Source organism: Corynebacterium urealyticum DSM 7109 (assembly GCF_000069945.1).
Taxonomy (GTDB): Bacteria; Actinomycetota; Actinomycetes; order Mycobacteriales; family Mycobacteriaceae; genus Corynebacterium; species Corynebacterium urealyticum.
Genome location: NC_010545.1, coordinates 495,490 through 509,060, shown reverse-complemented (window position 1 = coordinate 509,060; position 13,571 = coordinate 495,490). Strand labels below are relative to the sequence as shown.

Below are 13,571 nucleotides of genomic sequence, written 5' to 3'. Positions count from 1 at the left end.
CTGCAGTAGCTGGCGAGTAGCTGGCGAGTCAGGCGCCGCTTCGGGCGGGGCCGGTGGTCTCGCCCTTCGACCGGGCTGGGCCGTTGACGACGACGAGTTCCGGGGCGGGGCGCCGGGCGATGTGGGCGCGCTCCTGTGCCGCCCACATATTCCACCAGGGGGCGTAGTAGGGGTCGCGGTGCAGCGCACGGTGCTTGCGCAGCGGAGTGGGGGCATCCAGCACCAGGGTCCGGTGTGGGATACCGCGGCGGCGGAGCACGGCCAGGACCTCGGGGCTTAGGGCACCGACCCCCTCGACGACCAGCGGGCGTCCGGGGTCCAGGGGCTGCCACGGCCCGGGGGTGTTCTTCTCCCAGTTCCAGCGGCGAAAGCCCGGGCAATTGAGCTGCAGCACCTCGGCTGCGAGCATGCGGGCCGCGGCGAAGAGCCCACCCCAGCCGGGGTAGAAATCCTCCAGGTGTACCAGCTGGGGCGTGGTGTTGGGGGCCGGCAGCGTGCTCCGGGATGCGCCGGCCTGCCCGCTGGTCGCACCGAGTGCGGCCATCAGGTGTTCTGCAAAGCGGGTCTTGCCGGAGCCGCTGCGACCGTCAATGAGAATCACCCACCGGGGGTCGCGGCCTGCGTGGCGGCGGGGTGTAGTGGCTGGCTCGATCTGCGCAGTTCGGTGGCCTGGCTGGCCTGCAACCCAGGCGGCGAGCTCCCCGATAGCCTCCGCCGGAGATATCGCTGGGGGCGTCACCGCAGCACGGTGAGCAGCAGGCCCGCAGCTGTGCTCAGGATGCGGGTCCCCCGGCAAGCTAGCCATTCTGTACTCCCAGCAGCACGAAGTGGCCGGTCCACACCGCGACCCCCAGGGAGAGCAGGCTCAGGGCCAACGAGCCCACAACCACGGCCCAGTCCCAGCCGCCAAAGCGGGCCTGCCGGGCCCAGGTGCGTTCGATGGGTTGGCCCTCGGCGTTATGGGTGGCACCGAAGCCACGGGCCTCCATCGCGGTGGCCAGCTTGGAGCCGCGGCGCAGCGCCAGCACCAGCAGGCTGAAGGATTGCTGCAGCGCACGCTTCAGCTTGCCCTCGTCCCCTAGGCCGCGGGCGCGTCGGGCGCGTTCCACGGCCGTCCAGTCCTCCCGGAACAGACTGACCAGGCGCACGCCTGCCACCGCGCCGATGACGAAGCGGGTGGGCAGTTTCCACAGTTGAGCCAGGCCGTCCCCCAGGCGGGTGGGGTCCATGTCCGCGGTGAGCACCACGGCGGGCACGCCAACCGCCAGCACGCGGATCATCACCGCGATGGCCAGCTGCACCGAGTTTTCGGTGATGTGGATGAAACCCCATTCGACATAGCTCTGCCCGCTGGCACGGCCGTAGAAGAGCATGCTCACACCCGTCAGCGGAGCTAAGAGCAGCAGCGGCCAGGCCCGGCGGAACAGCCGGGCAGGACCGACCCCACACAGGGGCGCGACGACCAGCAGCGTCAGCGCGAAGGACACGCTGGCGCTCACGATATCGATGCTGATCAGCAGCGGGGTGGTCAGCAGCGCGAGCGCGAGCAGCCGGGTGGATGGGTCGATGCGTTCCAGGATCATGCTCGCACCTCCAGGCCGGGGCCCTGGGGCAAGTGCCAGTGGTGCTGACCCAGGGCGGCGAAGTAGTCCGCGTCGTGGGTGATGGACAGCAGCCCCATGCCGCTGTCCGCCAGCTGCTGCAGCAACCCGACCAGGGCGGTGAATGTGTTGAGGTCTTGGCCGAAGGTCGGTTCGTCCAGAATCAGCAGGCGCGGCTCGGTGGTCAGCACCGCGGCCACGGAGAGCCGGCGTTTCTCCCCTCCCGAGAGGGTGAAGGGATTGGCCGCCGCGAGGTGGGTCAGCCCGAGGGTGCCCAGCAGCTCATCGGCGTGGTGCTCGGCTGCGGCGGCGTCCATCCCGGCGGCCTTGGGGCCGAGCAGCAGCTCATCGCGGACAGTGCGGGCGGCGAGCTGGTGCTCCGGGCTTTGGAAGACGTATCCGATGCGGCGGACCAGGTCCTTCGAGCGCCAGCTGCGGGGATCCGGGTTTTCCCGACGCCTGGGTTTGGCGGGCTGGAGCCCGCTGGCGTCCAGCTCCCCGCCCGCCGCGGGCACGAGGCCTGCGAGAGTAAGAGCCAGGGTGGATTTTCCGGTGCCGTTACCGCCGGTCAGGCAGGTCGATCCCGGTTCCAGGGCGGCAGTGATGCCGGTGCGGATGGCGTGGTCGCCCCAGCCGATGGCTAGGTCCTGGGTGCGAAGCAGGAGCTTCCCGCTCGTCTGCGTGTTCCTGCCTGCGTGCGCGGCACCAGCGTCGACCGGGTGATCAACATCGCCTCGATGATCAGCGTGGCTCTGGTGGCCAGTCGATCCAGGTGCGGCCTTCATTGCGCCCAGCTCGGGCGGCGGGGTTCCCATGCGACGCAGCGCGGGTGCGACGCCCGGCACCCAGATGCCGGACTCGGCGAGCCGGTCGGCGTGGGTGTTCAAGATTTCCCGGGCTGGGCCATCGGCGAGCACTCCCCCGGCCTGCCGTCCGGCGCTGGCCTGCTCCCCCACGCCGCTGGGGTTGGTTTCTCCGAGCACGAGGATGCGGTCGACGTGCCCGGCCCAGGTGGCCGCGCGGTGCTCGACCACGATCAGGGTGGCGCCGGTGTCCTCGCAGGCCCGGATGACGGCGTCGCGCACCTCAGCCACGCCTTCCGGGTCGAGGTTCGCGGTGGGTTCGTCCAGCACGATCACCCTGGGGCGCATTGCCAGCACCCCGGCCAGCGCGAGCCGTTGTTTCTGCCCGCCAGACAGCCGATGGGTGGAGCGGTCGAGGTCGAGATCCCCCAGTCCGACGGTGCACAGGGAATCCGTGGCGCGCTGCCACATCTCCTCCCGCGGGATGCCGAGGTTCTCGCAACCGAAGACGGCATCGTCGCCCACTCGGGCGGCGATGACCTGTGAGTCCGGGTCCTGCAGCACCATGCCCACCAGGCCACGGGCCTGGGCCGGGTCCTTGCCATCCACGCGGATGGTGCCGCGCTGCTCACCGTCCTCAGCGTCCCCCAACACCCCGGCGATGCCTGCGAGCAGGGTGGATTTCCCCGCACCCGATGCGCCGAGCAGTAGGACGCGCTCGCCGGGTTCAACGCAAGCGGTGATGTTCGCGATGGCTGGGTTCTTTCGGCCGGCGTGGCGCCAGCCGAAGTCGGTGATCTCCACGACCGCCCCGCCCGGCGGCCGCCCGTGGCTTGTCATGGCCTTTCTCCCCTTTTTCCTGCCTAGACCAGTTGTTGGCGTTGCCTGCCCGCCGGGAAACGGTCGAGCGCGCCGGTGGCGGCCAGGCCGCGGACGAGCAGCCAGCCCACCAGGCCCGCCAGCAGGATGCCGGAGAGAATCATGGTGGACAGGTAGGTGGCGTTGAATGCCAGGGACTTCGCGTAGTTTCCGCTGGTAGCCAGCTCCAGGACGAACTCGAAGATGGCAGCCACGGCACCGGCGGCCATGGCCACGCCCAGCCCGGCGCGACGGTAGGCGAAGATCGCGAAGACCAGCTCCGCGCCCAGCCCCTGGGCTAGGCCGGAGTAGACGGTCTCGATGCCCCAGTGATTACCCAGCAGCGCGGAGACGACGGCGGCGAGTACCTCGACGAAGAGTGCCGCACCTGGCTTGCGGATGATCAGCCCGCCCAGCACGCCGCCGAGCAGCCAGATGCCGACCGCGAGTCCGCCGAGGCCCGGGGTGGCGGCGTCGAACACGCCATAGGCCGCGCCCCCGATGCCGTTCCAGACCCAGAAGATCAGGCCGCAGGCCACACCCAGCACGGCGGCGACGATGATGTCCACCACCCGCCAGGACTTGCTGTGCTGGGGCGCTTGCTGCTCGCCTGAGAAGCCGCGGGTTTCGCTGTTCTGTGGTGGGTTTTCGGGCGTGATGCTCACGGTTATCCTCCCTATCGCCGGCATGATCCGGATCAGGTGTAACGGTCGGCACCACGGTGCTGGCGCCCTCTCAGCCCGGACTTTCTCCCGGACTCCCGCGTTGGTCGGGTCTAACCCTAGCAGCAGCCCTGGACAGCCCTATTTCCGGTGCCGGGTGAAGAAACTCAAGATCTCCGCCCCGGCATTGACCGCGCGGGTGGGGTTCGCCTTCTGCTGGCCACCGTCGTTACGCCCGCCGGCGATCCCGGACTCGCCGGGCCGGGCGGCTTCGCCCTCGCCGGGCCAGGTGTGCCCCATCCCCTTCACCGCAATGTGCATGACGTCCTTGTCCGCTGCGCAGTCGCGCCACTGGTAGCGACGTACGACGGGGGTGACGTTGCGGACCGCAGGCGCCCCGAAACAGGAGGCGCGATGGGCGTAGGCAGAGGTGAAGCTCATCGCCCCGAGGTAAGGGGTGCCGTAGCGGGTGCCTCCCTCGTAATGGATGCGGCCGTCGTTCTCCCCGTGGATTTCGAGGAAGGACGTCGCCCTGCTGCCGCGGAACTGTGGGTGTTCCTTGCCACGCTGTGCCCGTGTTGCGCAGCCCTGCCAGGTGCCCTTGTAATAGGCCCCTGCCACCGAGGCGAAGGCGGCGAATTCCTGGGGCATCTCGCAGGCGAGCTTGGCGACGAAGCCGCCGCCATTGCTCATTCCCGCGGCATAGATGCGCAGGTCGTCGACCTGGTAGGTGGCGGCGATGCGGTTGATGAGGTCCCGGACCAGGGCCAGGTCTTGCTTCCCGGTGGCCGTGGCATAAGGCGCCCCCGACCAGGCTTTGTCGACACCGTCGGGGTAGGCGACGATGGCGCCATCCCTGGCGAGGTCGCCGAAGCGGGCCATGGATGCGCCGGACTGCCCATAACCGTGGAAGGCGAGAATCAGTGGCTTGGGCCGGGTGGCCTGGGACTGGCGGGGCAGGGCGTCGGCGGGCACGTGCAGCACTGCCTGCCGGTCAAGCCCTCCCGATTTCAGCTGAATTCGGCCATTGTGCCCGGGACGTGGGGCTCCCCGCAGCGGGGCGGAATGCTGGGTGTTGCGCAGCACGGGTGCGGGGTTGGTGCTGGTGGCGGGGTCCACAGCAGCACCCTGGCCGGGCTCCCCACCGCGGTTATCGCGAGCGTTGGGTTCGCCCACACCGGGCTGATTTTCCTTGGCGTCACCAGCCCCTGGGGTGCGGTCGTTGCTGGTTCCCGTCGCCCGGCTCGAGCGCTCCGGGATGGCCACGGCGGATTCGTGCTCGGTGCGATCGCTGACCAGGCTGTGTCGGCTTTTTCGGGTGAGGTGATCGACGCTCCAGCCGGTGTTTTTCTGCAGCCACACCCCGGCCCCGGCCGCGAGCAGAATGGCCACGGCTGCCAGTGCAAGGGCGATGATTCGCCGCAGCATATAGCGCCGCTGGCTGGTGGGTCGCCCGGGAGGGTCAGGGGTGGTCATTCACTCGATATTGGAGGGTGGGCGCGGTGATTGTCAATCGGTAAATCACATAAGTGTTATTCCCCACGTTTTGATCAATCTTTGCGCTCTCCTCTCCCGACCGCGAGTGCACCTTCACCCGCGCCGCAAACACCCTGGGCCCCGCCGGGCTCGCCCAGTGGGCGACACAGTGGGCGAGTGTGGCACAGCTCAGCGGAAGTCCCGCGACGGGCTACCCAGCGCCGTCGTGCCACTCAGTTCCGGCTCCACGGCCTCCAGCAGATCGGCGGTAACACTGGCCGCCCCCTCCGCGTTATGCACGATCCCACGAACCACCACGATGCGTGCTGTCATCGCCACCTGCCTTTGCTTCTTCCATAGGCCCTGGGTGAGCATCACGTTCGCGATGCCGGTCTCATCCTCCACCCCGAGGAAGACGACCCCGCCCGCGGTCGCAGGGCGCTGCCGGTGCGTGATCACGCCGGCCACCCGGATCCGCGACCCATCTGGCACGTGCAGCAGGTCCACGGCGGGCACCACCGCCGCCCCGCCCCTGCGTTGTCCGCGGCGCACCCCGGCGCGCACCGGCAGGTCGTGCCACTGGGAAAGCTGGCCCCGGAGCAGCTCCACGGGGTGGCCGTCCGGGGTCACCGACGTGGCCGCGAGATCCGCGGCGGCCAGCTCGAAGGCGCTCATGCCGGGCAGCGCGGGCACCGACGGGGCGGACGTCCCCGGCAGCATGCCCTCCCTCTCCGTGGCCGCCAGCCCCGCAGCCCACACCGCCTGCCGCCGATCGAGCCCGAGGCTCTCCAGGGCGCCAGCCCGCGCTAGGGCCGCCACCTGCGCCACGCTGAGCCCGGCCTCCCGGGAGAGGTCGCTGACCTGCCGGTACTCCCCCTGCTCTTCCCGCGTGGCGACGATCCGCTCGGCTGCCTCCTCGCTGATCCCCGCGATGGATGCCAGCCCCAGCCGGATCGCACCGATGGGCTCTGCGGTGCCCCGCCCCAGCCCGTGCACCCCGCGGGCGCGGTTGACGTCCTTAAAAGAAGAGGAAGAAGAAACGGACGGGGACGCAGCAGAACCGGCCGAGAGATCCGTATCCGCCTGCGCCCCGGAGGCGTTGACGCACACCGGCAGGATCCGCACCCCGTGGCGGCGGGCGTCCGCGATCAGCGACTGCGGCGAGTAGAAGCCCATCGGCTGGGCGCGCAACAAGGCCACGCAGAATTCCGCCGGATAGTGGTACTTAAACCAGGCGGAGTAGTAGACCAGCGCGGCGAAGGACTGGGAGTGGGACTCCGGGAAGCCATAGGCTGCGAACGCCGTGATCTTCTCCCACAGCCGGTCCGCGACCTCCCCAGTGATGCCGTTGGTGCGCTCCAGGCCCTCGTAGAAGCGCTCCTTGAGCCGCGCCATCCGCTCCGGGGAACGCTTGGACCCCATCGCGCGGCGCAACGTATCGGCCTCCGCGGCGGTGAACCCGGCGGCGTCCACCACGACCTGCATCAACTGCTCCTGGAACAGTGGGATGCCGAGGGTCTTGCTGAGCGCGGGTTCCAGGCACGGGTGGTCGAAGGTCACCGGCTCCAGGCCGTTGCGCCGCCGGATGAACGGGTGGACCGACCCACCCTGGATGGGGCCGGGGCGGATCAGCGCGACCTGCACCACCAGGTCGTAGAAGCGCCGGGGTCGCAGGCGGGGCAGGGTGTTCATCTGGGCGCGGGACTCCACCTGGAACACGCCCACCGCGTCGGCGCGGCTGAGCATCTCGTAGACCGCTTCCTCGGTCGGGGCCAGCCGCCACAGCTCGATACGGCGGCCACGGTGGGTGGCCACCTGGTCGATGGCGTGGTGCAGGGCCTCGAGCATGCCCAGGCCCAGCAGGTCGAATTTCACCAGCCCGACGGCCGCGCAGTCGTCCTTATCCCACTGCACCACGGAGCGGTTCTCCATGCGCGCCCACTCGGTGGGCACGACGTCCGCGATGGGGCGGTCGCAGATGACCATGCCGCCGGAGTGGATGCCGAGGTGGCGGGCCTGGCCGATCAGTTGTTCGGCGAGCTGGCGGACCCGCTCGGGGGCCTCCGCGGCCCCCCGGGTCCAGGCATCCACCTGGCCTGCCGGGTAGCCGAGCGCGCGGGCGGCATCGCGCAGCGCCCCCTTGCGCCGGTAGGTGATGACGTTCGCGACCTGGGCGGCGTTATCCCGCCCGTAGCGGCGGTAGACGTACTGGATGACCTCCTCGCGACGTCCGGATTCGATGTCGAGGTCGATGTCGGGTGGCCCCTCGCGCTCCGGGGAGAGGAAGCGTTCGAAGAGCAGGCCGGCGGCGACGGCGTCGACGGAGGTAATGCCGAGTGCGAAGCAGACGGCGGAGTTCGCCGCCGAGCCGCGCCCCTGGCAGAGGATGTTGTTGCTGTGGCAGTGGTCGACGATGTCGTGGACGATGAGGAAGTAGCCGGGGAAGCCCAGTTTTTCGATGACGCCGAGCTCCCGGTCGATGACCTCCCAGGCCTTCTGCGCCGCTGCGGTGGAGCCGCGCCACCCGTAGCGGTGGGTTCCATTTCTTTCCACGAGCTCGCGGAGCCAGGACATCTCGCTGTGGCCTTCCGGCACGGGGAAGTGCGGTAGTTCCGGGGCGACGAGGTTGAGGGTGAAGGCGCATTCTTCGGCGACGTCCACGCTGGTTGCGGTGGCTTCCGCGAGCCAGGCGCAGTCCCCGGCGAGCTGTCGCAGTTCCGCCCCGGAGCGCAGCCAGGATCCGCCCATGGGGTGGGTAACGGGTTCGGCGCGGGCGACGTCCCAGCGCCGCCGCAGGGCGGCCTTGGCGCCGGCCAAGCGGGCCTGGCTGGGGGTCGCGCAGGTGGGCTGCGAGGAGAGGATCTCGCGCAGCCCGTGGGTGGTCGCGAAGGCGTGGAGGGCCTCGTTGTGGTCCACGTCGGCCGGGTCCATGCTCAGCTGCAGTTGCACGAGGCAGTGCTGCGTGCCGAAGGCTTCTAGTAATTCGGCGGCCCGGCCGGGGATGGAAAGCTGGGCGGCGTCGATGAGGACGAGCCAGTGCCCACCAGCTGCTTCGGCGAGCTCGCCGAAGCTGGGGTATTCGACCGCGTCCTTGTCCCGGTGGGCCATCCGGGCGGCGGTGATGCTGCGGCTAAGCCGCCGGTAGCCCTCCTGGCCGCGGCAGAGCACCGCCAGGCCGGGAGCCTGTGGCCCGTCGATGCTGAGCTCCGCGCCGAAGACGGTCTTGAGCTCGCCCTCTGCCTCTGCGGCGGCGGTGGCAAAACGCGCGGCACCGTACATGCCATCCCGGTCGAGGCAGGCCAGCGCGGTGATACCGAGCGCGATAGCCTGCTCCACCAGTTCCTCGGGTTCGCTGGCACCGTGGAGGAAGTGATAGCTGCTGGCGGCGCGCAGCTCCGCGAATTCCACGTGCGCTGCGGCTGCGCGTGCCCTGTTGCTCGGCTGCCCCGTCGCGGCCTGCACCCCGCTGGACCCACCAGGCCGTTTCCCACGCTGGACCTCGCCGGAATAATCGACACGTCGGCCACCGCCCTGTTCGCCGCGCCGTACCTCGTTCCGAGATCGGGCTTCAACGCTCTCACCTGTGGTTTTCCCCGAAAGAATACGCTCGATCCGCGACCAGCTGAGGGCCTTGGGGTTGTTGAATCCGCGCGTATACGTCACGGGAAGAACCCTACCTTAAATCGAACATCTATTCGATATAGCACAGCATTCGCCCCTGCCTACCGCCCCTGTACCGCCATTCCCTCAAGGCAGAAATCGACGACACCACGTGCATAAATGACAAGAAAATAGACCAAGTTGTCCATGCTGCCCTACGGTGCTAAATTTGCCTTCAACAAACAGTGACCCGCCAAACAAAAAACACCCGTGCCAACGACGGCACACGGCGGACACCCCCAGATCTAGGAGGATCACCATGACTCTTCGACGCAAGGCCCTGGCCGCGACGATCGCCCTGACCACCAGCTTCAGCCTCGTGGCCTGCTCCGGCGGCAACGACGACGACACCATCGTCATCGGCACCACCGACTCCGAGCAGAAGCAGTGGCAGGTCTTCAAGCAGGAGCTGGATAACGCCGGCCTGAAGACCGAGATCAAGTCCTTCAACGACTACTCCATCCCGAACCGTGCGCTGACCGACGGCGAGATCGACGTCAACAACTTCCAGCACATGATGTTCCTGGCCGAGTACAACAACGGCAACAACACCGACCTCGCACCGGTCGGCGCCACCGAGATCCTGCCGCTGGGCCTGTACTACAAGGACCACTCCGACCTGAAGGACGTCGAGAAGGCTGGCGAGGTCGCCATCCCGAACGACTCCACCAACCAGGGCCGCGCCATCAACGTCCTCGTCCAGGCTGGCCTGGTCACCCTGAAGAAGGAGGGTCTGCTGACCCCGACCCCGGCTGACATCGACACCGACAAGTCCAAGATCAAGGTCACCCCGGTCGACGCAGCCCAGACCGCTACCTCCTGGCTCGACGGCACCCCGGCCATCGTCAACAACTCCTTCCTGGACCGCGCGGACATCGACCCGAAGACCGCCATCTTCCAGGACGACCCGGAGAAGGAGGAGGCACAGCCGTACATCAACGGCTTCGTGACCACCAAGGACCGCAAGGACGAAGAGGACCTGAAGAAGCTCGTCGAGATCTGGCACTCCAAGCCGGTCCAGGACGCCATCGACGAGCAGACCAAGGGAACCTCCGTCGCCGTAACCATGTCCGGCGATGAGCTGCAGAAGGTGCTGGACACCACCCAGCAGAAGCTCAAGGAGCAGTAAACCCAACCCCAAAAGGCGTGTCTCGCATGGCCGGCCCACCAGCCCGCCAGCCGAGACACGCCTTTTAAACCGGAAGGCACCCCAATGGCCCAAGGCACATCCGCCGCCCCCGACGCGGCCGCCCCCGCAACCCAGCGGGGCGCCCGCACGGGAACGGGAATCGAATTTCGCAACGTCCACAAGGTCTTCAAGCAGGGACGCAAGTCCGTCACCGCTCTGGAGGACGTGAACATCACCATCCAGCCGGGCTCCATCGTGGGCATCATCGGCTACTCCGGCGCGGGCAAGTCCACGCTGGTGCGCCAGATCAACGGGCTGGACAAGCCGACCAGCGGTGAGATCCTGCTCGACGGGCAGGACATCGTCCCGCTGAAGGAACCGGAGATGCGCAAGCTGCGCTCCGATATCGGCATGATCTTCCAGCAGTTCAACCTGTTCTCCTCCCGCACCGTGGCGGGCAACATCGCCTACCCGCTGAAACTGCAGGGCATGCCGAAGGCCGAGCGCGAGACACGCGTCGCCGAGCTGCTGGAGTTCGTGGGGCTGGCTGATAAGGGCCGCAGCTACCCGGAGCAGCTCTCCGGCGGCCAGAAGCAACGCGTGGGCATCGCCCGCGCCCTGGCGACGAACCCGAGCCTGCTGCTCGCCGACGAGGCAACCAGCGCGCTGGACCCCTCCACCACCCGCGACGTGCTCGCGCTGCTGCGCCGCGTCAACGAGGAGCTGGGCATCACCATCGTGGTGATCACCCACGAGATGGAGGTCGTCCGCTCCATCGCCGACCAGGTCGTCGTCATGTCCAACGCCCGCGTGGTGGAGCAGGGCTCGGTCTACGAGGTCTTCTCCAACCCGCAGACGGAGGTCGCGAAGAACTTCGTGGCTACCTCCCTGCGCAACACCCCGGACAACGTGGAAGCGGACGCCCTGCAGGCCGGCGACGGCCGCCTGTTCACCATCACGATGAACCAGGGTGTGGGCTTCTTCGACGCCGTCTCCGAGCTCTCGGCCGCGGATGTGAGCGTGAACATCGTCCACGGCGGGGTCACCACCCTGCAGAACCACTCCTTCGGCCGCCTGACCGTGCGCGTGACCGCTCAGGACGCCGCCGGTGAGGCAGCGATCGAGAAGTTCTACGCCGACCTGTCCCAGCGAACCGATATTGAGGAGATCCGATGAGCGCGCTGACTACTTTCCCGACCGCCGCGGGCTCCACCGCCACCACAGCCGCTACCGCCCCTGCCACCGCGTCCCCGGACACCCTCGTGCTCGCCGCGATGGACTGGGACCGGCTGGGCGGCACTTTCACCCAGGCGATCTACGACACCCTGACGATGGTGCTGGCCACCCTCGTCATCGGTGGCCTGCTGGGCCTGGTCTTCGGCATGCTGCTGTACACCACCCGCCCGGGTGGGGTGCTGTCGAATAAGCCCATCTACTGGGTGATTAACTTCCTGGTGAACTTCGTTCGCCCCATCCCGTTCATCATCTTGCTCACCGCCATCGGTCCGTTGAGCGACGCCCTGGTGGGCAGCCGTATCGGTCTGAAGGCCGCGGTGTTGGGCATGGTGATCGCCGCGACCTTCGGCGCGGCCCGCATCGTGGAGCAGAACCTGGTCACCATCGACCCGGGCGTGATCGAGGCGGCGAAGTCCATGGGTGCCTCGCCGCTGCGGATCATCTTCACGGTGATTATCCCGGAGGCCCTGGGGCCGTTGATCCTGGGCTTTACGTTCATGTTCATCGCGATCGTGGATATGTCCGCGATGGCTGGCTACATCGGCGCTGGCGGTTTGGGTGACTTCGCGATTGTCTACGGTTACCGCGCCTTCAACGACGAAGTCACGTGGATCACCGTGCTGGTCATCATCGTTATCGTCCAGGCTGCTCAGCTGTTCGGTAACTGGCTGGCCAAGAAGGTTATGCGCCGCTAGGAGCTCACCCTTCTCCGGGGTTTTGTGCCCCTCTTTTGAGGACGTCGCCCCCTTGCACTTCGGTGCGGGGGGCGGCGTTCTTTTTTCTGTCTAAAGCGGGGCTGGGCCTGGACCGAGTGGGCCTGGACCGAGTGGGCTTTGGCCGAGCGGGGGTGAGCGCGAGGACCGGTGTGCGCTGCCGCGGGGGTGGGCGACGGTGACGAACCGGGGTCGGTGCCGGGCGCGGCGTCGTCGTCTAGAAGACGAGGTTGACGAGCAGCACGTAGAACACCGTGCCCAGCAGGATGGACTGGGTGGCGGAGCGGCGCCACAGATGCCAGGCCGTGGTGAAAGCCACCGCGATGAGCAGGGAGGCCAGGCCGCCGGGGGCGTCCATCCGGTCGGCGGCGGTGTAGATCACGAGGATGCTCATTACGCCCACGGGCATGCCCATGCCGAGCCATGCGACGAGCTTGGATTCCCGGAAGGAGCGCAGGGCCGCGAAGGGCAGGCCGCGCAGGGCGACGGTGACGATGCAGAGCGGGAGCAGCACGCCGATGGTGGTGCCGAGGCTCACGCCAGCCGGCAGGCCGTAGCTGCCGGCGGCCTCGGCGGCGTGGAGGGTATCGGCCGCGTGGACAACCTCGGTGGCCAGAACAGTGGGTTGGGTGCTCATACTTCCTGCCTTTCGTCCCCGGTGCGCCAACGCAGCTGGAGGGCGCGGTCCAGGCCCGGGAGGTAGAAACGGGCGAGCAGCACGGCGAAGTACAGCAGCATCGCGATCATCAGCATGTTGCCCGGGGAGACCAGCAGCGCCACCGTGGCGGTCACCGCGGCCGTAAGGACCAGGGAGACGTCCCTGGTGGCGAGGAAGGACTCGATCAGCAGCACGACGAACAGCGCGGTGAGCGCGAACTCCATGCCCTCGAGCTTCCAGGGGATGGCGTCGCCGAAGAGTGCGCCGAGGACGCCCCCGCCGACCCACGCGCACTGCAGGACGATCTGGATGGCGATGACCTGGCGGCCGGTGAAGCGTTGATTGGGGTTGGCGCTGACGATCGCATAGGTCTCGTCCGTCAGTGCGTAGATGCCATAGGCGCGGGCGAGCCTTCTGCGGATGACGTGCAGCGGGTAGTTCAGGGCGTAGAAGACATGCCTGAAGTTCACCAGCAGCCCGTAGAGCGCGGCTGAGAGTGGTCCCACTCCCCCGGTGACGAGGCTGAGCGCCAGGAATTCCATAGATCCGGCGTAGATCACGAACGAGAAGATCGGCGCCCAGAACCACGCGAAGCCCATCTGGGTCAGCAGGATTCCGAAGGCCAGGCCGAGCGGAACCATGCCGAGGCCCACCGGCATGGCCAGCCCGATGGCGTGCCGGATGCTCCCCTGGTCGGGATTGTGCTGGTTATCGATCTTCTGCTCGCTGTCGTGCTCGTGCGGCGTGGTGCGGTCTTTTTGGGGGTCGTGTCCGG

At 68.1% G+C, this 13,571-nt stretch carries 11 protein-coding genes; 3 read left to right on the top strand and 8 right to left on the bottom strand.

Annotated elements, in window-relative coordinates:
- Positions 1–28 precede the first annotated feature (28 nt).
- The 6 genes from CU_RS02090 to CU_RS02065 all read right to left on the bottom strand — a co-directional run bounded on the left by CU_RS02090 (position 29) and on the right by CU_RS02065 (position 9,063).
- Positions 29–805 (bottom strand): nucleoside/nucleotide kinase family protein, encoded by a 777-nt coding sequence (locus CU_RS02090; RefSeq protein WP_012359670.1) that lies wholly within the window; start codon positions 803–805, stop codon positions 29–31.
- A complete protein-coding gene (locus CU_RS02085; RefSeq protein WP_012359669.1) occupies positions 798–1,583 on the bottom strand; it encodes an energy-coupling factor transporter transmembrane component T family protein in 786 nt (261 codons plus the stop codon). The genes CU_RS02090 and CU_RS02085 overlap by 8 nt, the downstream gene beginning before the upstream one ends.
- Complete coding sequence (locus CU_RS02080) at positions 1,580–3,244, bottom strand: ABC transporter ATP-binding protein (protein WP_012359668.1); 1,665 nt, start codon at positions 3,242–3,244, stop codon at positions 1,580–1,582. Before CU_RS02080 ends, CU_RS02085 begins: the two co-directional genes overlap by 4 nt.
- 23 nt (positions 3,245–3,267) lie before the next feature.
- Positions 3,268–3,927, bottom strand: a complete 660-nt coding sequence (locus tag CU_RS02075) for an ECF transporter S component (protein WP_012359667.1) — start codon at positions 3,925–3,927, stop codon at positions 3,268–3,270.
- Positions 3,928–4,065: 138 nt separating this feature from the next.
- Positions 4,066–5,400 (bottom strand): CE1 family esterase, encoded by a 1,335-nt coding sequence (locus CU_RS02070; protein ID WP_012359666.1) that lies wholly within the window; start codon positions 5,398–5,400, stop codon positions 4,066–4,068.
- Positions 5,401–5,589: 189 nt separating this feature from the next.
- Positions 5,590–9,063, bottom strand: coding sequence for an error-prone DNA polymerase (locus tag CU_RS02065; RefSeq protein ID WP_012359665.1), 3,474 nt, complete (start codon positions 9,061–9,063; stop codon positions 5,590–5,592).
- A gap of 256 nt (positions 9,064–9,319) precedes the next feature.
- Between CU_RS02065 and CU_RS02060 the strand changes: the two genes are divergently transcribed.
- From CU_RS02060 to CU_RS02050, 3 genes are all read left to right on the top strand, one after another.
- Entirely contained in the window at positions 9,320–10,189 is an 870-nt protein-coding gene (locus CU_RS02060) for a MetQ/NlpA family ABC transporter substrate-binding protein (protein WP_012359664.1), read from the top strand.
- A gap of 84 nt (positions 10,190–10,273) precedes the next feature.
- The gene (locus tag CU_RS02055) at positions 10,274–11,365 is read left to right on the top strand and encodes a methionine ABC transporter ATP-binding protein (protein WP_012359663.1); all 1,092 of its coding nucleotides are present in this window, start codon (positions 10,274–10,276) and stop codon (positions 11,363–11,365) included.
- Positions 11,366–11,463: 98 nt separating this feature from the next.
- Positions 11,464–12,120: a methionine ABC transporter permease gene (locus tag CU_RS02050; protein WP_041628562.1), complete on the top strand. Its 657-nt coding sequence runs from the start codon at positions 11,464–11,466 to the stop codon at positions 12,118–12,120.
- Positions 12,121–12,355: 235 nt separating this feature from the next.
- On the opposite strand, the gene CU_RS02045 is transcribed toward CU_RS02050, so the two are convergent.
- Both CU_RS02045 and CU_RS02040 read right to left on the bottom strand, forming a co-directional pair.
- Positions 12,356–12,775, bottom strand: a complete 420-nt coding sequence (locus CU_RS02045; RefSeq protein ID WP_012359661.1) for a branched-chain amino acid transporter permease — start codon at positions 12,773–12,775, stop codon at positions 12,356–12,358.
- Complete coding sequence (locus CU_RS02040) at positions 12,772–13,455, bottom strand: AzlC family ABC transporter permease (protein WP_050816660.1); 684 nt, start codon at positions 13,453–13,455, stop codon at positions 12,772–12,774. The genes CU_RS02045 and CU_RS02040 overlap by 4 nt, the downstream gene beginning before the upstream one ends.
- Positions 13,456–13,571: the final 116 nt, after the last annotated feature.

What these genes read in the sequence shown, in the direction of transcription:
- CU_RS02090 (WP_012359670.1), bottom strand. Translation starts at nt 805, where the DNA reads ATGGCTAGCTTGCCGGGGGACCCGCATCCTGAGCACAGCTGCGGGCCT.
- CU_RS02085 (WP_012359669.1), bottom strand. Translation starts at nt 1,583, where the DNA reads ATGATCCTGGAACGCATCGACCCATCCACCCGGCTGCTCGCGCTCGCG.
- CU_RS02080 (WP_012359668.1), bottom strand. Translation starts at nt 3,244, where the DNA reads ATGACAAGCCACGGGCGGCCGCCGGGCGGGGCGGTCGTGGAGATCACC.
- CU_RS02070 (WP_012359666.1), bottom strand. Translation starts at nt 5,400, where the DNA reads ATGACCACCCCTGACCCTCCCGGGCGACCCACCAGCCAGCGGCGCTAT.
- CU_RS02060 (WP_012359664.1), top strand. Translation starts at nt 9,320, where the DNA reads ATGACTCTTCGACGCAAGGCCCTGGCCGCGACGATCGCCCTGACCACC.
- CU_RS02055 (WP_012359663.1), top strand. Translation starts at nt 10,274, where the DNA reads ATGGCCCAAGGCACATCCGCCGCCCCCGACGCGGCCGCCCCCGCAACC.
- CU_RS02050 (WP_041628562.1), top strand. Translation starts at nt 11,464, where the DNA reads ATGGACTGGGACCGGCTGGGCGGCACTTTCACCCAGGCGATCTACGAC.
- CU_RS02045 (WP_012359661.1), bottom strand. Translation starts at nt 12,775, where the DNA reads ATGAGCACCCAACCCACTGTTCTGGCCACCGAGGTTGTCCACGCGGCC.
- CU_RS02040 (WP_050816660.1), bottom strand. Translation starts at nt 13,455, where the DNA reads ATGCCGGTGGGCCTCGGCATGGTTCCGCTCGGCCTGGCCTTCGGAATC.